Below are 22705 nucleotides of genomic sequence, written 5' to 3'. Positions count from 1 at the left end.
GTTCTTGGTGTCACGCCCTTGTCGGGGCTGACCCAAGGACGTTGGCCAACTACCCTTCCCGACAACAAGGTACCAAATTTTTTAGCCTTTATTTGCGACAGCCGCCCAAGCGTTTCGGCGTTCATACATGTGCTGGTTTTCGGGCACGTAAGGTCCGAGCGGGGTAGGCCTCATGGAGAATTCGCGCCAGGGCATTCTCGCGCGACATTGGCCGCCCAAGCAGGAAACCCTGCACTTCATGATAACCTTCAGCCCGCAATTTCGCCAATTGCGCCTCCGTCTCGATGCCTTCGGCCAATGTCACCGCATTGAAGCCGGAGGCTATGCCAACTACGGCCCTCACGATGGCGAGATTGCCGGGATCGGCATCCATGCCGGCGACGAAACTGCGGTCGAGCTTGATCTTGTCGAAAGAGAAGGAGCGCAGATAGCTGAGCGAGGAATAGCCCGTGCCGAAATCGTCGATCGCGATGCGAATACCGAGCTCCTTGAGAGCTCGCAGCAGCGACAGGCTTTGCTCGACCTCGGAAAGCAGGATGGATTCCGTGACTTCGATCTCCAGGCGTCCCGGGCAAAGACCTGTCTCGCTCAGCGCCGAGACCACGGTGGCCAGCAGGCTCGCATGACGGAACTGATAGACGGACAGGTTGATGGCCACCTTCAGATGTTCCGGCCACTCCATGGCAGCCCGGCAGGCTTCCCGCAGCACCCAGTCGCCGATCGGCACGATCATCCCCGTTTCCTCGGCGACGGGGATGAATTCCGCCGGCGCGATGAGCCCACGCTTGGGATGGCGCCAGCGGATCAAAGCTTCGAAGCCGGAAAGAGCATCCTCGTCCAGCCGGATGATCGGCTGGTAATGAAGCTCGAATTCGTCGTTCTGCAATGCATCACGAAGCTCCAGCGTAAGCTGATGGCGCCGTTCAGCTTCGAGCCGCATCTCCGTCTGGTAGAAGCAATAGGTTGAGCGGCCGCTTGCCTTGGCTGCATAGAGGGCCAGATCCGCATCGCGCATCAGGACATCGGCGTCGTTCCCGTGTTCGGGCGCCATGGCAATGCCGATGCTGCAGGTCACGTGTTCCCGCACGCCGTCGAGATCGAAGGGTGCCGAGAGCGATTGCAACAACAGGTCGGCGAAGCGCCGGGCTCGCCCCGCATCCGTCATCCTTAAAACCAGCGCGAACTCGTCGCCGCCAAGGCGTGCGACCAGATCGCTCCTCTCGGCAAGCTGCTGGAGGCGTTCGGCAACCTGGCGCAGGAGCATGTCACCCGCGGCATGGCCTTTGCTGTCGTTGATATGCTTGAAATGATCGACATCGATGTAGAGCAGCGCGATCGGCTTTTCCGGCCTCGCAGTGGTCACCTGCCGCACGATGCTCTCGGAAAAGAAAGCTCTGTTCGGAAGGCCGGTAAGGGAATCATGCATCGCAAGATGCGCAAGCCGCGCCTCGACGCTGCGTTCCGCGGTGACATCCTGGGAAATGCCGAGAACATAGCGCGGCGCTTGCCCTGACGGGGCGGGAAGCGCCCGCTTCGCTGTCTTCAGGATACGCAACACGCCATCCACCGTGTGAATGGTTTCCTCGAAGTAGACGGTTTCGGCGGTTTCGAAGGCGAGCTTGTCCTGCTCCCGGAAAAGCGCCGTCTGCTCGTCGGAAAATATCGCCCGGTCCGACTTGCCGATCATATCCCGTGCTGCCCGCCCGACGATACCGCCGCACGCCTCGTTGAACAGAATATAGCGGCCGTCCCGCTCCATATCCTTGACGAAGACGCCGACCGGGAGATTGTCGACGATGCTGTCGAGCAGCGACTGGGTGGCATCGACCTGCCGCCGTGCCGCATTGACCTCGGTGCGGTCCTGCACGATCGCCAGGATCGCCATCTTGCCGTCGAAGCGGATCTCCCGCCCATAGGTCAGAACCTCGAATGTCTCGCCATCTGCCTTCAGATGCGTCCAGCGCTGCGCCGTCTCGATGTCGGTACGGTGGTGCACGGCATCCAGCATACGCTCGCGCTCCAGAGATGGCCTGATGTCGAGCACGGTCATGACCGCGAAGTCCGAATCGCCATAGCCATAGAGATCGCGGGCCGCATCGTTGACGATCAGAAACTTCAACGTCTGCGGATCATAGACCCACATCGGTGACGGATGCGTCTTGAAAAGCGACCGAAAATCGTCGTTCGGGGCGTCGGGCCAAACGGAATTCATAGGAAGGTCGACCTTGCCAATTCGAGTTTGAAGATTAGCGAATTGGACATTGATAGACGAAAAAACTAAATAAAATCAAAATAGTAACGAGATTAAACTTTAGGCAAAAGCCTATCGAATATGCAACGATAGGCTTTATTCCCTTTGCCCCGTTTCATCGATATGAGATCGCAAATGCCGTAAGGTTCAAAGTCCCGCCTTGCCGATCGCATGGATGACGCCGTGCAGCTCGCCAAGACCTTTCAGGCGGCCGATGAGGGAATAGCCGGGATTGGTCGGCTTATCGATATCATCGCCGATCAGATGTCCGTGGTCCGGCCGCATCGGGATCACATGATCTTCCCGGCCTTCTTTGCGGCGCCGCGCCTCCTCGGTGAGCAATGTGCGCAGAATGGCATACATATCGCTGCGCCCTTCCAAATGGGAGGCTTCCACGAAGGATCCATCAGCTTCGAGCGCAACGTCGCGCAGATGCGCGAAATTGATGCGCGAGGCGAATTCGCGGGCGATCGCCAGCACATCATTGTCGGCACGGGAGCCGAGAGAGCCGACACAGAGCGTCAAACCGTTGGCCGGATCATCGACAATGCCCAGGATGCGGCGCAGGTCTGCCGCCGTCGACACGACGCGCGGCAGGCCGAAGAGCGAAATCGGCGGATCGTCTGGATGGATTGCGAGCCGAGCACCGAATTCGACCGCGACCGGCACGACCTCCCGCAGGAAGGCATCGAGATTGGTCTGGAGATCTTCTGCCGTCATGCCGTCGAAGAGGGCGATGGCCGAGCGGATGGCATCACGGCCATAGCTATCCTCGCCACCGGGAAGACCGGCGATGATGTTGTTCTCCAGCCGTTGCACGGCCTCCGGCGAGAGCCCCTTCAGACGCTCCTCGGCACGCTGCAGCAGACCCGGCGCATAATTTTCTTCCGCACCCTTCCTGCGCAGGACGAAGACGTCATAGGCGACGAACTCCACCATGTCGAAGCGCAGGGCAAGCGCGGTGGTCGGCATCTCGAAGCGCAGATCCGTACGTGTCCAGTCGACGACGGGCATGAAATTGTAGCAGACGGTTTTGATGCCAGCGCGGGCGAGATGGGCGAGACTGTCTTTCCAGATACCAATCGCGGCCTTTGCCCCTGCCCCGCCGAGCTTGATCGCGCTTGGAACGGGTATCGATTCACAGACGCCCCAGCGCAGCCCGGCCGCTTCCACTAGCGCCTTTCGCGCCTCGATTTCGGCCAGCGTCCAGACGCGCGAATGCGAGACTTCATGCAATGCCGTGACGATGCCTGTCGCGCCGGCCTGGCGCGCATGCAAGAGCGGAACGAGATCTTTCGGACCGAACCAACGCCAGCAGCTTTCCATATGATATCTCCTCCATTTGTCGGTCAAAATACCGCTGAAAAGCGAAATGTCCATCATCTCTGATCGCTTGACGCTACTATTGACCAACAATATGCTTTCAACAACGGAGGAGAGACGGTGGTGGATACCGCTGATATCGAGGATAGAGGTTCCGCAGTCGATCAGGTGGTCGACGCGCTGCGGCGGCTGATGCGCGAGCGTAATCTCGGTCTCGGAGACGCACTGCCCTCGGAAGCCGAGCTCGCTTCCATGTTCAATGCCAGCCGCAATACGGTGCGCGAAGCGATCCGCATCCTGAAGGCCTATGGCATTGTCGAAAGCCGCCAGAAGGTCGGCGCGGTAATTACGGACCGCCGCCAGCAGGCACTGATGGACCTCTTCTCCTTCGCTATCGACATCTCGGCAGAGAGCTTTCTCGATATCCAGGGGTTTCGTCGCCTTATCGAGGTCAATCTCAGCGATCTTCTGTTCGAAACGCTTGATGAAGTCGCCATCGAAAGGCTGCGTTCCATCAACGACGCGATGAAGGCCGCTTCGACATTGGCCGAGGCTGCGGAACTTGATTTCAGGTTTCATGCCGCCCTTGTCGGCTTTGCCGGCAATCAGACCCTGTCACAAGTCTATGGCATTCTGCAGCCATTGTTGCAGCGGCTGATGGAGGCGGGCAAGCGCTCACGCGAGGCTGTCGACAGCGCCTATCATGACCATCGCGCCATTATCGAAGCGTTGGAACAACGGGATCGAATCGCTTACGCCTATCATATGAACCGCCACCTGCAGGCGGGCCTGCAGTTCATTGCGCCAAAGGCTGTTTGAGACATCCATTTCATCACGGATACATGACATGAAAAGACAGACGCTCGACACCGGCTGGACCATCTCACGCCTTCGCGCGCCATCCAGTGCACCGGCCCTGCCCAATTCAATCCCCGCGACCGTGCCGGGCAATGTGCATCTCGACCTGATGGCGGCGCAGCTGATCACCGATCCCTATCTCGACGTCAACGAGATCTCGCAGGACTGGATTGGGCGTTCCGCCTGGCGTTACCGCCTGGCCTTCGATTGGGATGGCGAAGACGCCGAGCGCATTGATCTTTCCTGCCTTGGCCTCGACACGGCGGCACGCCTGGAACTGAACGGCAGTTTGCTTGGCGAAACCCGCAATATGCATCGCAGCTACCGCTTCGGCATCGGCGATCACCTGAAAAGCGGCCGTAACGAGCTGATCGTCGATTTCCAATCCGCCTATGAACATGGCGAGGAAGTCCGCAAGCAGCTGGGCAGCGCCGCCGATATCCCCCAGAATTATCCCGGCCCGAGCAATCTCATCCGCAAGATGGCCTGCAATTTTGGTTGGGACTGGGGCCCGACCGTCGTCACTTCGGGCATCTGGAAACCGGTCATCATCGAGAGCTGGTCGAAGGCCCGTCTCGGCAGCGTCCGCCCGGAAATCACCCTGCAAGGCAGCCACGGCGTCGCACGCCTGCAGGTCGAAATCGAATGGGCCGACAAGGGCACGGATAGCGTGGCGCTCGTGCTCTCCGTCGGCGGCAAGCGCGCGGAAGTGCGCGTCGCGCAAGGCGAGACCCATGCGCTGATCGAATGCCGCATCGATAACCCGCAGGTCTGGTGGCCGCATGGCATGGGCGGTCAGCCGCTTTACGATCTCGACCTGCAGCTGCTCGGCTCGAATGAGACGGCGCTCGACGGCTGGAAGCGGCGCGTCGGCTTCCGCTCCGTGCGGCTGGATACGACGCCGGACGAGATCGGCTCCGCCTTCACGCTTGTCGTCAACGACGTGCCGGTCTTTGCCCGCGGCGCCAACTGGATCCCCGACGATTGCTTCCTGCCGCGCGTGACGCGCGAGCGCTACCGTGAGCGGATCGCCCAGGCGCGCGATGCCAATATGAACATGCTGCGCGTCTGGGGCGGCGGCATCTATGAGACCGATACGTTCTACGAGGAATGCGATGCCGCCGGCATCATGGTCTGGCAGGATTTCCTCTTTGCCTGCGCGACCTATCCTGAGGAAGAGCCGGTTTATAGCGAGATCGAGGCGGAAGCGCGCGAAGCGATCACAAGGCTCATGCCCTACGCCTCGCTGGTGATCTGGAACGGCAATAACGAGAATATCTGGGGCTATTTCGACTGGGGCTGGCAGGATGTGCTCGGCAACCGCCCCTGGGGCGCCGGCTACTACCTCGATCTCCTGCCGAAGCTTGTGGCCGAAATCGACCCGACCCGACCCTATTGGCCGGGCAGCCCCTATTCCGGTTCGATGGAAATCGCCCCGAATGCGGACGAGCACGGTTGCAGACACATATGGGACGTCTGGAACGAGGTGGGCTATGAGACTTACCGCAACTACATCCCGCGCTTCTGCTCCGAATTCGGCTGGCAGGCTCCGCCGACCTTCGCAACCCTTGCCCAATCCGTTCGCGAGAAGGATCGCGCCCCGGCCTCTCCCGCGGTCATGCATCACCAGAAGGCAACCGGCGGCAATGACAAGCTATTGCAGGGGTTGGAAGGCTGGTTTCCCCACCCGCAAAATTTCGACGACTGGCTCTTCGTCACCCAGCTGAACCAGGCGCGCGCGATCAGCTTCGGCATCGACCACATGCGCTCGCATCGGCCGACCTGCATGGGCACGATCGTCTGGCAGCTCAACGATTGCTGGCCGGTGACCTCCTGGGCGGCCGTCGATGGCGCTGGCCGGAAGAAGCCGCTCTGGTATGCCTTGAAGCATAGCTACGCGCCGCATCTCCTCACCATCCAGCCGCGCGGCGATGGGCTGGCCGCCGTTGCCGTCAATGACGCGACCTTGTTCTGGCGCGTGCCCTTCACGGTCGAACGCTTCGATTTCACCGGCAAGCTGCTCGCCCGTCATCACGTCTGGCGCATCCTATGCGATCGTTTCGAAAATGCGGATATCGAGATCCCGGCCGAGGTCGCGACCCCAAGCGATCCGCGCCGCGAATATCTGCGCGCCCGTCTCGGTGATGCCGAAGCCTGGTGGTTCTTCGAAAAGGACATGCAGCTGCAATATCCGCAGCCTCGCTTCGACATCGAGACCATCCAAATGGTGGACGGTGTCGCAGTCACCATCACCGCTCAGTCGTTCCTGCGGGATGTCTGCCTGTTCGTCGATCGCATCAATCCGAATGCCGAGGTCGACGAGATGTTGGTCAATCTCGCGCCGGGCGAAAGCAGGACATTCAAGGTCAAAGCCATCTCCAAGGAAGCCTTCGACGATGCCGATCTTTCGTCAATCCTTCGCACGGCCAATCAGGTTGCGGAGCTTCCACATCACTGAAACCGAGCCTCCGTACGCGAAAAGATCCGGCGCGTTGCGCCGGATCGAGGCCCATATTTTCCGTACGCCGTCCCAAAAGATTGCGCTGGTGAATGGCGAATTGCCTCCTATGATCGGACGGCGCCTTGTGATCTAGTGCCCCTCATCCGATCCATGAATCAGCGAGATCACGCTTATGTCCTCGGACACCAATCGCAGCTTTCAAACGCCCCGCCGCGAAGAACTTGGCCTCATCACACTCGGCAATACCGCCGGACTTTCGGCTTCGGCCCTGCCGAACGGCACGCTGTTTTCGATCGACTTTGCCGACCAGCAGGGCGGCGTCATGATCAATCAGGTGCTCGGGTCGCCTGTCTATGGCGGCATTGGCCGGCTCTATCTGCGCGTCGGCGGGCCCAAGCCGGCGACGGTCGAAATCGTTGGTCCGAAAGCTGCCGTGCAGTTCGGCCATGGCAGAACCGGCTTTTCCTGGAGCGGCGAGACGGCCGGGGTCAGACATACGGTCAGCCTGCGGTTGCACCCGAACGAGACCGCATGGTTCTGGCAAGTTTCGCTGGAAAACAGCACCAATGCGACGCTTTCGGCAGACCTCATCCTGGTTCAGGATGTCGGCCTTGGCGATCGCGGCTTCCTGATGAACAGCGAAGCCTATGCCTCGCAATATATCGATCACCATATTGCCGATCATAGCGCCTTCGGCCCTGTCATCATGGTCAGGCAGAACCTCAAACAGAGTGGCGGGCGAAATCCGTGGCTTGCTCAGGGCTGCCTCGAAGGTGCGGCGGCCTACGCAACCGATGCAATCCAGCTCCTGGTGCCCTCCAAGAACAATGATGGCGTCATGGTGCCGGATTTCGGCGCCAGCCTGCCGAGCGTGCGCCGCCAGCATGAGGTCGCTTGCCCGACAATACAGTCGAAGCCGCTTTCCCTTGCAGCAGGTGCATCAACCACCACGACCTTCTTCGGTCTCTTCATCGCCGACCATCCGGCCGCTTCCAGCGATGCCGATCTTGCCCATCTCGATCGCCTGCCGAAACTTCAGGGCGAATTGGCGATCGATACGATTGCTGCCGCGCAATCGGCACGCAGTCTCGTGCAGGACGCCCCCCTTGTTGAAAGCGACAGCCTGGATCAGGCAGCTGTCGAGGCGCTTTATCCGAAGCGGATGCTGGAGGAGCACGCCGACGGAAAACTGCTCTCCTTCTTCGTGCCGGATGGAGCGCACAACAGGCACATCGTGCTCCAGGAAAAAGAACGCCTGGTGGCTCGCCGCCATGGCGCCATTGTCCGCAGTGGCCAAAACATGCTGCTCGATGACCAGACTTTGGCTGCCACCTGCTGGATGCAGGGCATCTTCGCCGCGCAGCTGACCATCGGCAACACCTCCTTCCACAAGCTGTTCTCGGTCTCGCGCGACCCCTACAATCTGACGCGATCGAGCGGCATGCGCATCCTCGTTGATCTCGGCGATGGCTGGCGTCTGCTTGGCGTACCCGCCGCCTTCGAAATGGGCTTGAGTGATACGCGTTGGATCTACAAGCTTCCTGGCCGCACCATCACCGTCTCGGCAATCGCCTCCGGCGACGACCCAGCCATGCAATGGAGCGTCTCGGTGGAGGGCGAAGCCTGCCGCTTCCTCGTCTTCGGTCATATCATCCTCGGCGAGCGCGACTATGAGGCCGTGGCGAATATCGCAGTCGACGCGGCGGCCAAGCGCATCTCTTTCCGGCCGCAACCATCCTGGCTCTGGGATCGCTACCCGAAAGCGAGCTACCATCTCGTCACGTCGACTCCGGATGCGTTCGACGCCGTTGGCGGCGATGAACTGCTCTATAGCGACGGCACTCCCCGCAATGGCCCGTTCATCGCGCTGAAATCGCATCCGACGAAGGAATTGCGTTTTGCCGTCACGGGCTCGATGACCGATCCGGATGAGGCCGAAGCTCTTGCCGCGCGCTATAGTGCCGGTGTCGAAAGCGAAGAGATGCTGGCGCCGGCGCGCCGCTTCTGGAGCCATGTGACGCGGGGCGCATGCATCGAAGGTGATGGCCGAGATGTGGCGGCGCAAGCGATCATGCTCCCCTGGATCGCGCATGACGCCATCGTGCATTTGAGCGTGCCGCATGGGCTCGAACAATATACGGGAGCTGCCTGGGGCACGCGTGACGTCTGCCAGGGTCCGATCGAATTCCTGCTGGCCTACGAGCATGACGAAGAGGTGCGGCAGATCCTTTTGACGCTCTTTTCCGAGCAGTATCGCGATCGCGGCGACTGGCCGCAATGGTTCATGCTCGAGCCTTATGCCAATATCCGCGCCGGCGAGGCGCATGGCGATATCGTTGTCTGGCCGCTGAAGGCGCTCTGCGATTACATCGAGGCGACCGGCGATATTACCTTCCTCGCCGAAACGGTGCCGTGGCGCGCCGACGACACCATGCAGCTAACCTCGGAACGCGCAACGATCTCCGATCACATCGAGAAACTGCTGGACACCGTGCGCAGCCGCTTCGTGCCGGGCACGAGCCTGATCCGCTACGGTGAAGGCGACTGGAACGACAGCCTGCAGCCAGCCGATCCGCATTTGCGCGACTGGATGGTCAGCAGCTGGACGGTATCGCTGCTTTACGAGCAGCTGGTGCGCTACGCCAACATCCTGACGCTTGCCAGCCGCAATGAGGAAGCGCAGTCGCTTCAGGCAACCGCCGTTGCCATGCGCGCCGATTTCAACAGGCTCCTGATGCGCGACGGCATCGTCGCTGGCTACGGCGTCTTCGATCCGAGCCATGATAGCGTCGAATTGCTGCTGCATCCAGAGGATACCCGCACCGGCCTGCATTATTCGCTGATCGCGATGACGCAGCCGATGATCGGCGGCCTCTTCACGCCGGATCAGCGCCACGCCCACATGAAGATCATCCGCGAGAACCTGCTGTTCCCGGACGGTGTGCGGCTGATGGAAAAGCCGGCAACCTATTCCGGTGGTCCGGAAAAACTCTTCCGGCGTGCCGAATCCTCGTCCTTTTTCGGTCGCGAGATCGGGCTCATGTATGTGCATGCGCATCTTCGCTACTGCGAAGCCTTGGCGCTCGAAGACGATGCCGAAGCCGTATGGGCGGCACTCGCGCTCGCCAATCCGATCGCCGTCAGCGGCCGGGTGGAACATGCGTCGCTCCGCCAGCGCAACACCTATTTCAGCAGCAGCGACGCGGCCTTCGACGACCGCTATCAGGCATCCGCGGAATGGGCACGCGTCAAGGCGGGCGATATCGCCGTCGATGGCGGCTGGCGCATCTATTCGAGCGGCCCCGGCCTCTATACCAAGAGCCTGATCGGCAACATCTTCGGCTTCAAGCGGCAATTCGGCCAGCGCATCCGCAAGCCGCTCCTGCCGGCCTCGATCGGCGCCTGCGACGTCAAGCTGGATTTCAAGGCCTGAGCAGCGGCGAATGGCAAGAGGGGCAGCAGCGCCGGCTCCTTTTGCCAGCCTGGGATAGTCGCCAACACCTCTGGGAGTGCCTTCTTGCCGCCGTGGACCTTCTGGTTAACCGAATCGGCTAAGCTCATGCGGATGTGCAAAGCCCGGAGGCGGATTTGGAAACGGCGCTCTATCTCCCGATCAAGTCATTTCTCGAAGCCGCCGGCTATGCGGTGAAAGGCGAGATCGGCGGCTGCGACCTCGTGGGACTGACTGATGGCGAGCCGCCGGTCGTCGTCATCTGCGAGCTGAAGATGACCTTTAATCTCGAACTCATCCTGCAGGCAGTGGATCGCGCCGCTGCCAGCGACGAAGTTTGGATTGCCGCCCGCGTCTCGACAAAGGGCAAGGGGCGGGAAGGCGATCGCCGGTTCCGCGACCTTTGCCGAAGGCTGGGCTTCGGCATGCTCGCGGTATCCGACAATGACCTGGTCGACATCGTCGTCAGCCCCGTCTCGCCGATGCCCCGCAAGAATGCACGGCGCAGATCACGCCTTGTCGACGAACATCGCCGACGCAAGGGTGACCCGGCACTTGGCGGCAGCACGCGTAAGCCGATCATGACCGCCTATCGCCAGCAGGCCCTTGCCTGCGCCGCCGCCATCGAAAACGGCGTGCAACGCCCGAAGGATATGCGCGAAGCGGCACCGAAGGCCCCACAAATTCTAAGGGATAATGTCTATGGCTGGTTCGAGCGCATCGACCGCGGCATTTACGCACTGACGGAGCTTGGAACAGAGGCCCTCAAGCGCTGGCCGGCAGCGCAGCTTTAAATATGGAAAATTTCCGGTCGACCAACATTAAATTCATGTAATATCTTAAAATTTTGCAATAAAAACATGATCAATATTTAATTTGTAAAAGTTTTCTGGCGGATCATATTAACACCAAGCGCCAATTCAAATCTATACTTTGCTTCCCGCAGTAAAAACGGGAAACAAAGCCGCTCGCAAAATTGACGCGGAACCAATTACAGCCCGTCCCCGGTATGGACGGGCCGCCAAACCGCCAACGATCTCGCAAGGGACTTTTGCCATGCCTTCTCTTCTCCGCAAACATCGCACAGCCGCCATTGTCGGCGCCGCTATCATCGTCGGGGCCGGCGCACTGCCTTTTGCCTTCAGCACATCCGCAACCGTCGCCTCGGCCGCCGAACCGGCCGGCATCATCGCACCCGGCGGCTCCTTCGCTCCGATCGTCGATGCCGACAAGCCGGCCGTCGTCACCGTCACCACCACCATGAAGGCGACCGATACCAGCGCCGACGGCAGCAACTCGCCGATGGACGAGCAGTTCCGGCAATTCTTCGAAAACCAGGGTATCCCCTTCCCGAAGCAGATGCCGCACCAGCAGCAGAGCCAGCGCGCCATGGCGCTCGGTTCCGGTTTCATCATCAGCCCGGACGGCATAATCGTCACCAACAACCATGTCATTCAGAATGCGGTCGACATCAAGGTGACGCTTGATGATGGCACCGAGCTACCGGCCAAGCTTTTGGGCGCCGATGCCAAATCCGATCTTGCCGTCCTGAAGATCAACGCGCCGAAGCCGCTCGCCACCATCGCCTGGGGTGATTCCGACAAGCTGAAGCTTGGCGACCAGATTCTCGCCATAGGCAATCCCTTCGGCATCGGCACGACCGTCACAGCCGGCATCGTATCGGCTCGCGGCCGCGACCTGCACAGCGGCCCCTATGACGACTTCATCCAGATCGATGCCCCCATCAACCATGGCAATTCCGGCGGACCGCTGGTCGACCGCGAAGGCAACGTCGTCGGTATCAATACCGCCATCTACTCGCCGAACGGCGGCAGCGTCGGCGTCGGCTTTGCCATTCCTTCGGACGAGGCCAAGGCGATTGTCGCGAAGCTCGAGAAGAACGGCTCGATCGACCACGGCTATCTCGGCGTCGCCATCCAGCCGGTAACCTCGGATATCGCCAATGCCATGGGCCTCTCCCAGACCCAGGGTGCGCTCGTCGCCAGCGTCAATGACGACACGCCGGCCGCACGCGCCGGCATCAAGAGCGGCGATATCGTCACGGCCGTCGGGAACGAAGCCGTCAAGACGCCGAAGGATCTGTCGCGGCTCGTCGCCGATCTCTCTCCCGGCGACAAGCGTTCCATCACCCTGTGGCGCGGCGGCAAGAGCATGGATGTCAATGTCACCATCGGCGGCAATGACGACAGCAAGCAGGCTGCCAACGGCGCCGGCGACGGTAAGGTGCAGCCCTCCAACCAGCCAAGCATCGGCGTCGGCCTTGCCAACCTCACACCCGATGTGCGTGAGCAGCTGAACCTGCCGCATGGCGTCGAGGGCGCTGTCGTCGCCAGCGTCAATCCGGAGAAGCCCGCCGCTGCTGCCGGCATCCAGACCGGCGACATTATCGTTTCGGTCAACGACCAGCCGGTGCGCAACGCCCATGAGGTGCAGACGGCCGTTGCCAAAGCCGGCAAGGATGGCCGCAAGTCCGTCCTGCTCCTGATCGAGCGCGACGGCAACAAGACCTTCGTCGCCGTGCCGTTCTCGGCCGCATAAAAATTCTGGGACATTCTGCAATCGGCCCGCTTCCTACAGCGAAGCGGGCCGATTGCCGTTATCTCACCAGCAAGCCCTGGCGTTCAGCGATGCTGATCTTTGCCAACTCTACCGGCTCAAGCAGTCACGCTCGAACGTCTTCCTCGACCGAACGCTGTGAGGCGCTGAATTTCCACAGAAGAGGTTGCTCGCCTTTGACATAGGACTCTTTTTGTCCAAACTCTGCCTTTGTGATGGTACAAATAGCGCCGGAGCCGATTGAAACGGTCGGGCGGGAGGTTTAAACCGCGCCGGCGATATCAGCGGCCAGGCCTTAAAACAGGAATGAGCGGCGGCAGGAGTTGGAGTGACTGATCCATACGATATTCTCGGCGTTGCGCGCGATGCGGGCGAAGAGCAGATCAAGGCGGCTTATCGTAAGCGCGCGAAGGCAGCCCATCCGGATTCCGGCGGCGATACCGAAGCTTTCGCGCAGCTGCAGAAGGCCTACGAGCTTCTTCTCGATCCCGTACGCCGCAAGGTGTTCGACGATACCGGCTATGATGTCGAACTGACCGATGCCGTCGACCTGCAGGCGCTGGTTGCCATTGAAAAGCTGATTACCGAGATAGTGCTGGACGAGCGGGAACCGGGTACTTTCGATCCGGTCGCCAAGATGCGGGCGAGCCTTCTGGAAGAAATTCGCAAGGCGAATTTCAGCAAGAGCGAGCTCGAGCGACACTCCAATCGCATCGGCCTTCACCTCGACCGGCTGGGCAAGCGCCCCGGCAAGGACGTGGTCGGCCACATGCTGCGCGCCCGCATCAAGGCGATCGCCACCGCCATCAGCGAAACGGAAGCCAAGATCGGCGCCAGCGAACGCGCCTGCGACATGCTCGAAGGCTATCTATACGAGATGAACGAGCCTTTGGATGATACCGATGCTGCTCCCGAAATCGAATGGGACGAGCCAAGGATCCGCTCGGCCGCGCAGTAGAGGCGGCGCTTTTCACCGCTCTAGGGAGACAAATTTCGCGTTTGCCTTGATCGCGAGATCACTTTCAGCAACGCAATGTTGCAATGCAACAATTCTCCCTAGACAAATCGAGGGGCTGGCCTAGATCAAGCATCCAACACGCCGTCCTGCTCCATCGAACGATGGCGAAGCGGCAATGGCGGGCGCCGGGACTCCGGTATCCGCCGCAGATCTAAAACGGCGAGGTATGCGATTGCTGGCGTCCGAAGCGGATGAAGTCGTCTTTGAACATCTGAGCGAAAACCGGTCGCGGGCCGCATTGAGGGGCGCCTTCTGGTCGGCGCTGGATACGCTTATCCCGACGGCACTCAACAGCCTTGTCTTCGTCGTCACCTCCCGTTTCCTTCTGCCGCAGGATTTCGGTCTGGTAGCGCTCACCTTCGCCATCGTCAGTTTCGCCTCCGGCTTCGGCCCGACGGCCTTCGGCGAGGCACTAATCCAGCAGAAATCCATTCGGCGCAGCCATCTCGATACGGTCTTCTGGCTATCCTTCGTCTCCGCAGCCATCCTCTATGCCGCGCTGTTTCTGCTTTCGCCATTTCTAGCTCATTGGGTCGGGCATGACGATATCGTCAAGCTGCTGCTGATCATCGGCCTGAAAATCTTCTTCGACATGATGATCATCGTCCCCAATGCACTGATCGGCCGCACGATGTCCTTCCATCTTGCTGCGGCCCGTACCGCGATCGCCACCTCTGTTTCGGCGGTCATCTGTCTCTCGCTGATCTTCGCCGGTTTCGGTCTGTGGGCGCTTGCAATCGCCCAGATCGCTGCACCGGCGGCCGCCTGCATCGCCGCTTTCTGGGGTGCAAAATGGCTGCCTGGCTTCAGAGTAAAGCTCTCGAGCCTGCGCGAACTGCTGCATTACGGCATCTTCGCCTCGGGCAACCGCTTCCTCCAGACCATGAATCTCGACCAGCTGATCATCGGCACACTGGTAAGCCCGGCCGCTCTCGGTATCTATAATTTCGCCCGGCGGCTCTACGAGATGCTCAACAATGTCGTTGCGGGCGGGCTGAATTCGGTCAGCCACGTGCTGCTCTCCTCGCTGCAGCATGATAAGGACAAGGTGCGCGAAGCCTTCCTCATGGCGACCTTCGGCTGCTCTTTGGTGTCCTTTCCGGCCTTTATGGGGCTTGCAGCGGTCGCCGACGATGCCATTCCGCTGATCTTCGGACCGCACTGGGCGGCGGCCATCTGGCCGGTTCGCTTCTTCTGCGTCATCGGCCTGATGGCCGGCATCGGCATCATCCAGGCATCCCTGATCACCAGCCAGGGCAGATCCGACTGGTGGTTCTACTATCAGCTGGTGCGCAACGTCGTCTCGATCCTCACCGTGTTCGTTCTTCACCAATATGGGGTGGCGACCGTCGTCTTCGGACTCATGCTCGGAGTGGTGATGCTCTGGCCAGTGACGCTGTGGATGGTGTCGCGATTGATCGGCCTCAGCATTCGGGAATATTTCGGTCAGTTCCTGAGGCCCATTGCCGCTTATCTCGGCATGCTTGTCGCCGTCGTGGCAATTTCGTCGGCCTTGATCGACCGGCCCCTTGCGGAACGCCTCGTCTGCGAAGTCCTGGTCGGTGGCCTCGCCTACTCGGGCCTCATCCTTCTCTTATGCCGGGAAAGGGTCCTCTTCCTCGTGCGAACGACGCTGCAAGGCCGTCGCGCGAAGGCACAGTAGCAGTCATCGCGAATAGGGACGGAAGCAAGGCTCATTCCATCTCGCGATAGGAATACCAAGTCGGAAAGGCGCCTCATGACACTGGTTACGTTCATCATTCCCGTTCGGCATCAGGCCAATTCCAATGATTGGCCGGCATTGAAACGGCGGCTGTCGCAAACGATCGCATCGATCGCCGGCCAGTCCAACAGGAACTGGCGCGGCGTAGTCGTCGCCAATGAAGGCGCCGATCTGCCGGATTTGCCGCCGAATTTTACGGCAGAACGCGTGACCTTCCCGCCGAACCAGCTGCACGACATCAACGGTGCCGATCGCGAAAAGGTCTACGATGCGTTCCGGCTGGACAAGGGCCGTCGTGTCTTAAGCGGCATGCTTTCGGCGCGCGAGACGCGTTTTTTCATGATTGTCGACGACGATGATTTCGTCAGCGCCAATATCGTCGATTTCGCAGCTCGAAATACCGATGCCAATGGCTGGAAAATCAACCGGGGCTATCTCTGGAACGAAGGCGGCAGGCTGCTTATGCATCACAATGATTTCGCCAATTATTGCGGAACGTCGCTGATCATTCGCTCCGATCTCTATCGCTTGCCGGCGACCTTCGAGGATGCCGAGGTCGATTACATCAAATCCATGCTCGGCAGCCACGTGCGCATCGGCAAGCTGCTGGCCGATGCCGGCTCTCCGCTCGGATCGCTGCCCTTCCGTGGCGCGATCTATCGGGTCGGCCATGCCGGCGCCCACAGCAAATCCTCCGGCCTGATCAGGACCCATTTTCTGAACCGGTCGGTACTCACAAGCCCCCGCCAGTTCCTGGGCAATCTTTCGCGGGTGCGCCCGCTCGATCGAAACTTGAGAAGCGAATTCTTCGGCGCGCGCGCCGCCGGATAGCGTAAGCGCAATCCTTTCCGCCCAACGAGGTTTCGACCAATGCCGGCCAATACGACGAAACACAGATATGCCGCCCTGGATGCGATGCGCGGCCTGGCGGCATTCGCGGTCGTCGTCTATCACCTCGACAGGCCCTATGCGCCTTCGGCCTATATCGCGGTCGATTTCTTCTTCGTGCTCAGCGGCTTCGTGATTGCCAGGGCCTATGGTGAAAAACTCGCAAGCGGCATGACCGTGCTGGCCTTCATGAAGGCTCGCTACGCGCGTCTCTATCCGCTCTTCCTCATCGGCAGCGTCTACGGCCTTGTGCAATTGCTGCTGCACTGGCAGGCATCCGGTGTCGGACGGGCCGATCTTGCCGCGAGCATCCTTACGACCATATTCATGCTGCCTTCGCCGAGTTTTCTGACGCGGTCGGCGGGCGATATCCTGGCGCTTTATCCGTTGAATGGCCCCGCCTGGTCGCTGTTTTGGGAGCTGCTGGCCAATCTCATATTCGCGCTGGTGCTGTTCAGATTGAAAACGCGGAGCCTCATCGTCATTGCCCTCGCATCTCTGGCGATGCTGATCGTCTCGGTTTTTTTCCACAAATCGCTCGATCTCGGCTGGGAATGGCACTCCGTGGATGGCGGCCTTGCGCGCGTCTTCTTCTCCTTCACCCTCGGAATGATCATCTATCGGCTTCGAGGTAAAACCGCGCTTGGGCGCACTATGAACAGCTATGCGGCACTATTGCCCATTGCGGTGATCTTAATCTTGCTGTTTCTCCCCACCTATTCGCTGAAATATGCGCTTGTTTTCTGCATCCTGATCTCGCCGCTCATCGTCCTTGCCGGCACGATGCTCGAACTGCCGGAGAGGCTGCAGCGGCTCGGCATCTTTCTTGGCTATCTCTCCTACCCGATCTACATGTGCCATCGCGGTTTTACCGAGATTTACGGGCATCTGATGCGCGATACCCCCTTACCGCAGCCCGTCTATATCGCGATCTATCTCGTCGCGATTTCCATCATCGCCCTCATCTCGGCCAAGCTTGCTGAAATCCTGGTTCGCTATATCGGTGCCTCGAAAGGCGCTCCCAAAAGCATCGAAGCCAGCCAACGCGGCTGACTGTTTCCGGGCGTTACGTGTGGACGGCGGCAAGTGCGATGGCATCGGCAACATATTCGCGGCGCTCCAAGAGTTTGGCGGTCGCGACACGCAAATGGCTGCTGGGCAGGATCGAGAATTTTGCGCCGGGATGCACGGCAATGCCTCGGGCAGCTAGCGTCACCATTGCGAAGGGCTCGGAGGAGACCGGCACCCAGGCACATAATCCCTCTCCATGCCACGCATCGACGCCGCGCTCGCGAAGCGCATCGATGAGCCCTGCGCGGCGTTCCCGATAGGTCCTGCGGGCATGATCCAGGCACGATGCCGTTGCCGGATCGCGCAGCAGCCAGGCAGCCGCCGCCTGCAGAATACGGCTGGTCCAGCCGGAGCTGAAGCTGCGATAGGATTGGATCTGGTCGATGATCGCCCGTGAGCTCGACAAGACCGCGAGGCGCAGGTCCGGCCCGTGCGTCTTCGAGTAAGACAGGATATGGATGACCCGATCCGGAAAGAGATGCCCCATCGAATGACGTGGTGCCGTCGAGATATCGGCAATGCCATCGTCCTCGACGATCAGCGTATCCTTGTCGCGAAGGATCTCCGTGAGGCTTGCCATGCGCGCCGGGCTCACGCTCTGGCCGGTGACGGAATGGATGCGCGGCTGGAAGATGAAAGCGACCGGGCGATATTTTAGCGCTTCCTCCAGCGAGGCCGGCAGCGGCCCCTCCTCGTCGCATTTCACCGGAATGATGCGTGCGCCACGATCCTCGAGAATATCGAGAAGCCGCATGCCCGTCGGATCTTCGATCGCAACGGCAGCACCCGGCATGACGAGGGCGTTGATCAGGGTGTAGACGGCATTATAGCCGCCATTGGTCGCCAGAAACGCCTCCGGCTCGTAAGGCCACGTCTTCCTGACCTGCTCCTCCAGCTCCGGCAGGATCCGGCTGCGTTCATAGCTGTTGAGATTTTCTGCCGAGGCGCCATAGGCCATCGCCGCCTCCAGCTTTGGCAGCAGCCGGACATCGGGAACGGCTGCCGTCAGATTGAGGGCGTCGGAACCGTAGTCGCCGACACTTGCCAGCCGCGCCGGCTTGGCGACGAAGCGGTCGCCGCTGACCCATGTGCCATTCCTGCCGCGTCCGCTGATGATCTTCTGACGTCTGAGTTCGCTCCAGGCTTCCGACAGGGTTGCCGGGCTCACCCCAAGGGCAAAGGCAAGGTCGCGGATCGGCGGCAGCTTGGTACCAACAGGCAGAGCACCGGCGCGAATGAGCGCGCTCGTTTCGAGCGCGATGCCACGGATGGTCCGATCGCTCAATTGTGAGGCGAACCATTTCGCATCCCGCTCTTCGCTCATTTCCGCACCATTTTTAATGTTCAATAACGTAATAACATTTGATCGACTTATATTGAACATTTATTCGTTGAGAAAACAAGTTTTCCCGCGAGTGAATTTCATGCCCCTTACTCTCCGCCTTGCCCTTCGCGACTGGGACTACATGACCCCTCTGGTCCTGGGCGATGTCTCTTCCCCGAAACTCGACATTAGGGTGGACCGGGTCGGCACACTGATCTCGCATGTCGGCAAGAGCGACGCCTATGACGCCGCCGAAACCTCCTTCAGCCGCTACACGCAGCTGCGCATCGATGGCGACGACAGCGTGGTCGGCATTCCAAACTTCATCATGCGTGGCTTCCGCCATCGCTGCGTCATCACCGCCAAGGAAAGCCCGATCACAAGCTTTGCTGAGCTCGCCGGCAAGCGCATCGGCGTCACCGGCTGGCGCGACTCCGGCAATACCTGGACGCGAGCAGCGCTGCGTCGCGAAGGTGTCGGCGTCGAAGATGCCATGTGGTATGCCGGCCGCCTCACCGAAGCCCATCCGATCACCGACCGCCTTGACGGCTTTGGCCGCCCCGGCCGCATCGAGGCGGCACCCGGCGAAAGGCCGATGGTGGAGCTGCTGAAGGAAGGGCTGCTTGATGCGATCTTCACGCCCTTCATGCCGGACGGCTATTTCGCCGGCAATTCCGGCTTTCGCCAGCTGCTGCCGGATTTCCGCGCCGCCGAGCATCGCTATTTTGCCGATGTGGGCTATGTACCGGGTATGCATCTGATTGGTTTCAAGGCGGAGTTTGTCGCCGAGCATCCATGGGTCATGGCCGAACTGAGCGCGCTCATCGATGAATCGCAGCGTGTCTGGCTGAGCAAGCGGCGCAAATATGCCGACACCACGCCCTTTATGCTCGATGAGCTGTTGAAATCGGCAGCCGAGCTGCCGGAAGGGTGGGATGCGAGCGGCCTTGCCGCCAACCGCAAGATGATCGCCGATTTCGCCGGGGAGCTGCATGTGCAGGGCATCCTGCCGCGGCTGATGACGCCGGAGGAACTCTTCCCGTTCGATGTCGACGGCAGCCGGACGAGCGCTGCCTGACCACCGCCTCAAAAATCAGAGACACAAAGCAAAAAGGGGAATGAACATGTCGCTGAAGAAAATGACCTACGTCGCCCTGGCAAGCCTGATGATGTCGGGCGCCGCCTTCGCCGAGGATGCGAGCCTGCCGAAACTTTCGGTCAACAAGGATCTGCAGGCCAAGCTGCCGGAAGCCATCCGCACATCGGGCAAGATGATCTCCGTCAACAACGGCTCTTTCCCTCCCTATGAAATCGTCACCGGCACCAAGCTGACCGGTGCCAGCGCCGATCTGACCGACGCGATCGGCGAAGTGCTCGGCGTCAAGATCGAGCATGAAAGCGTCAGTGGCCTGCCCGCCATCCTCGCCGGCATCAATTCCGGCCGCTACCAGTTCGCCTTCGGCCCGATCGGCGATTTCAAGAGCCGCGAGGAGGCCAATGATTTCGTCGACTGGGTACAGGAATTCGTGGTCTTCGCCGTCCAGAACGGCAACCCGAAGGGCATCACCTCGCTCGACAGTGCCTGCGGCCAGCGCATTGCCGTCATGGCCGGCGGCTCGGCCGAGAAGGTCATCCAGGTGCAAGCCGAGAAGTGCAAGACAGACGGCAAGGGTGCAATCGAGGTCCAGTCCTTCACAGACCAGCCGAGCTCGATCCTCGCCGTCCGCTCCAAGCGCTCCGACGCCTTCTTCTCCTCACAGGCGCCGCTCACCTATTTCGTCTCGCAGGCGAACGGCCAGCTCGAACTAACGGGCGTCGGCCAGAAGAACGGTTTCGAAGATCTCTATCAGGGCGCCGTCGTGCCGAAAGGCTCGCCGCTCGGCCCAATTCTGAAGGATGCCGTCAAACTTCTCATGGACAATGGCACCTATGCCGCGATCATGAAGAAATGGGGCCTTGAGAACAACATGATCAAGGAACCGGGTATCAATCTTGGCGGGACATTGCCGAAATGAGTAGGAACGCCGGAAACATCGCATCGCCTTCAGGCGATGCGTCGGAACGGGATGTGGCGAATGCCCACACACCGTTCCCGAAGGGTCGTGTGGCGGCCTGGATCGTTACCCTTGCGATCGCGGCCTATTGGGCCTGGTCGGTCGCCCACAATGAAAACTTCGGCTGGCATGTCGTCGCACAGTATTTCTTCGATCCGGTCGTCATCAGCGGCCTGTATGTTTCACTCGGGCTGACCGTCGTCGCCATGGTGCTCGGCATCGTCTTCGGCCTGTTGCTGGCGATTGCCCGCATGTCGAAGGACACGCTGGCAAGCACGCTCGCCTCGCTGTTCATCTGGTTCTTCCGCGGCACGCCGCTGCTCGTGCAGCTGATCTTCTGGTACAATCTTTCGACGCTTTTCCCGACGCTATCGATCGGCATTCCCTTCGGCCCGACCTTCGTCAGCTGGGATACCAATTCCGTCATCAGCCCGATGACGGCGGCGATCGCCGGCCTGGCGCTGAACGAAGCCGCCTATATGGCCGAAATCATCCGTGGCGGCCTGCTTTCGGTCGATAGGGGCCAGTTCGAGACCGCTGAAGCCTTCGGCATGACGAGAAGCCGGGCTCTTCGCCGCATCATCATCCCGCAGGCCATGCGCTCCATCGTGCCACCAACCGGCAACCAGCTCATCAGCATGATCAAGGCGACCTCGCTCGTCAGCGTCATCGCCATGGCAGACCTGCTCTATTCCGTGCAGTCGATCTACAACCGCACCTTCGAAGTCATCCCGATGCTGCTCGTCGCCGTCATCTGGTATCTGCTGATCACTTCGGTGCTTAATATCGGCCAGAGCTATATCGAGCGCCATTATAGCCGCGCCGACCGCCGCTCCGGTGGGACCAAGGCGGTAACGGAGAATGCGCCGGCCCTCCTGCCGGTTCAGGAGGCGGGCCAATGAACGCTCCGATGAACTCCGTCGTCAACGTGACCCCATTGGTGCAGGCGCGCAACGTCCACAAGTCCTTCGAAAACCTTGAAGTCCTGAAAGGCATCGACCTCGATGTGACGCCCGGTGAAGTGGTCGTCATCCTCGGCCCTTCCGGTTCCGGCAAGTCGACTTTCCTGCGCTGCATCAACCATCTGGAATCGATCAATCGCGGCTCGATCGAAGTCGATGGCGAGCAGATCGGCTATCGGTTGAACAAGGGCCGGCTGGTCAAACTGTCCAATCATGCGATCGCGCTGCAGCGGCGCAAGATCGGCATGGTGTTCCAACAGTTCAATCTCTATCCGCATATGACGGCGCTACAGAATGTCATCGAGGCGCCGATCGGCATCCATGGCGAAAGCCGCAAGCAGGCAACCGAGAATGCGCTGGCATTGCTCGACCGCGTTGGCTTGTCGGCCAAGGCTCACAACTACCCCCGGCAACTCTCCGGTGGGCAGCAGCAGCGCGTGGCGATTGCGAGAGCGCTGGCGATCAAACCGAAGCTGATGCTCTTCGACGAGCCGACGTCTGCGCTCGATCCGGAACTGGTCGGCGAAGTGCTCGCCACCATGCGTGACCTTGCCAAACAGGGTCTGACGATGATCGTCGTTACCCACGAGATCGGCTTTGCCCGCGAGGCTGCCGACCGTGTCGTCTTCATGGATGGCGGCAAGATCGTCGAACAGGGTAAGCCGGAAGATGTTATCGGCAATCCGCAGCATCCCCGCACCAGAAGCTTCCTGTCGCGCTTCATCTAGCGCGGCGGCTCCATTA

The 22705-nt window shown here is 60.4% G+C and carries 16 protein-coding genes; 13 read left to right on the top strand and 3 right to left on the bottom strand.

Annotated elements, in window-relative coordinates:
- Nucleotides 1-121 precede the first annotated feature (121 nt).
- Both AC13RM_RS27375 and uxuA read right to left on the bottom strand, forming a co-directional pair.
- Complete coding sequence (locus AC13RM_RS27375) at nt 122-2212, bottom strand: putative bifunctional diguanylate cyclase/phosphodiesterase (RefSeq protein WP_488555898.1); 2091 nt, start codon at nt 2210-2212, stop codon at nt 122-124.
- Between the two features lie 186 nt (nt 2213-2398).
- Nucleotides 2399-3577 (bottom strand): mannonate dehydratase, encoded by a 1179-nt coding sequence (uxuA, locus tag AC13RM_RS27370; RefSeq protein ID WP_374819039.1) that lies wholly within the window; start codon nt 3575-3577, stop codon nt 2399-2401.
- Nucleotides 3578-3697: 120 nt separating this feature from the next.
- Here uxuA and AC13RM_RS27365 point away from each other — a divergent pair, with 120 nt between their 5' ends.
- The 9 genes from AC13RM_RS27365 (at nt 3698) to AC13RM_RS27325 (ending at nt 17603) form a co-directional block, all read left to right on the top strand.
- The gene (locus AC13RM_RS27365) at nt 3698-4393 is read left to right on the top strand and encodes a FadR/GntR family transcriptional regulator (protein ID WP_374819037.1); all 696 of its coding nucleotides are present in this window, start codon (nt 3698-3700) and stop codon (nt 4391-4393) included.
- 28 nt (nt 4394-4421) lie between these two features.
- Nucleotides 4422-6890, top strand: coding sequence for a glycoside hydrolase family 2 protein (locus tag AC13RM_RS27360; protein WP_374819035.1), 2469 nt, complete (start codon nt 4422-4424; stop codon nt 6888-6890).
- Between the two features lie 175 nt (nt 6891-7065).
- On the top strand, nt 7066-10326 hold the full coding sequence (locus AC13RM_RS27355; RefSeq protein ID WP_488555897.1) for a GH36-type glycosyl hydrolase domain-containing protein: 3261 nt from the start codon (nt 7066-7068) through the stop codon (nt 10324-10326).
- Nucleotides 10327-10481: 155 nt separating this feature from the next.
- Complete coding sequence (locus AC13RM_RS27350) at nt 10482-11138, top strand: DUF2161 domain-containing phosphodiesterase (protein ID WP_285171757.1); 657 nt, start codon at nt 10482-10484, stop codon at nt 11136-11138.
- Nucleotides 11139-11400: 262 nt separating this feature from the next.
- On the top strand, nt 11401-12903 hold the full coding sequence (locus AC13RM_RS27345) for a DegQ family serine endoprotease (RefSeq protein ID WP_488555896.1): 1503 nt from the start codon (nt 11401-11403) through the stop codon (nt 12901-12903).
- A gap of 346 nt (nt 12904-13249) precedes the next feature.
- Entirely contained in the window at nt 13250-13879 is a 630-nt protein-coding gene (locus tag AC13RM_RS27340) for a DnaJ domain-containing protein (RefSeq protein WP_488555895.1), read from the top strand.
- A gap of 226 nt (nt 13880-14105) precedes the next feature.
- Nucleotides 14106-15602: a lipopolysaccharide biosynthesis protein gene (locus tag AC13RM_RS27335; protein WP_488555894.1), complete on the top strand. Its 1497-nt coding sequence runs from the start codon at nt 14106-14108 to the stop codon at nt 15600-15602.
- A gap of 75 nt (nt 15603-15677) precedes the next feature.
- Nucleotides 15678-16493: a galactosyl transferase gene (locus AC13RM_RS27330; RefSeq protein ID WP_285171754.1), complete on the top strand. Its 816-nt coding sequence runs from the start codon at nt 15678-15680 to the stop codon at nt 16491-16493.
- 39 nt (nt 16494-16532) lie between these two features.
- Nucleotides 16533-17603, top strand: a complete 1071-nt coding sequence (locus AC13RM_RS27325) for an acyltransferase family protein (RefSeq protein ID WP_488555893.1) — start codon at nt 16533-16535, stop codon at nt 17601-17603.
- Between the two features lie 13 nt (nt 17604-17616).
- Here the strand turns inward: AC13RM_RS27325 and AC13RM_RS27320 are convergent, their stop codons facing one another.
- Nucleotides 17617-18945, bottom strand: a complete 1329-nt coding sequence (locus AC13RM_RS27320; protein WP_374819019.1) for an aminotransferase-like domain-containing protein — start codon at nt 18943-18945, stop codon at nt 17617-17619.
- 100 nt (nt 18946-19045) lie between these two features.
- On the opposite strand from AC13RM_RS27320, the gene AC13RM_RS27315 reads away from it, so the two are divergent.
- From AC13RM_RS27315 to AC13RM_RS27300, 4 genes are read left to right on the top strand one after another with little or no spacing between them, the layout of a single operon-like run.
- Nucleotides 19046-20023, top strand: a complete 978-nt coding sequence (locus tag AC13RM_RS27315) for an ABC transporter substrate-binding protein (protein WP_488555892.1) — start codon at nt 19046-19048, stop codon at nt 20021-20023.
- A 46-nt stretch (nt 20024-20069) separates the two neighbouring features.
- Nucleotides 20070-20960 (top strand): ABC transporter substrate-binding protein, encoded by an 891-nt coding sequence (locus tag AC13RM_RS27310; protein WP_374819015.1) that lies wholly within the window; start codon nt 20070-20072, stop codon nt 20958-20960.
- A complete protein-coding gene (locus AC13RM_RS27305) occupies nt 20957-21901 on the top strand; it encodes an amino acid ABC transporter permease (RefSeq protein ID WP_374819013.1) in 945 nt (314 codons plus the stop codon). Before AC13RM_RS27310 ends, AC13RM_RS27305 begins: the two co-directional genes overlap by 4 nt.
- Entirely contained in the window at nt 21898-22689 is a 792-nt protein-coding gene (locus AC13RM_RS27300; protein ID WP_374819011.1) for an amino acid ABC transporter ATP-binding protein, read from the top strand. Before AC13RM_RS27305 ends, AC13RM_RS27300 begins: the two co-directional genes overlap by 4 nt.
- Nucleotides 22690-22705: the final 16 nt, after the last annotated feature.

It is taken from the genome of Martinezella sp. CNPSo 3732 (assembly GCF_057784515.1).
Note: the sequence above shows the minus strand (reverse complement) of the source record. Positions and strands in the feature narration are given on the sequence as shown.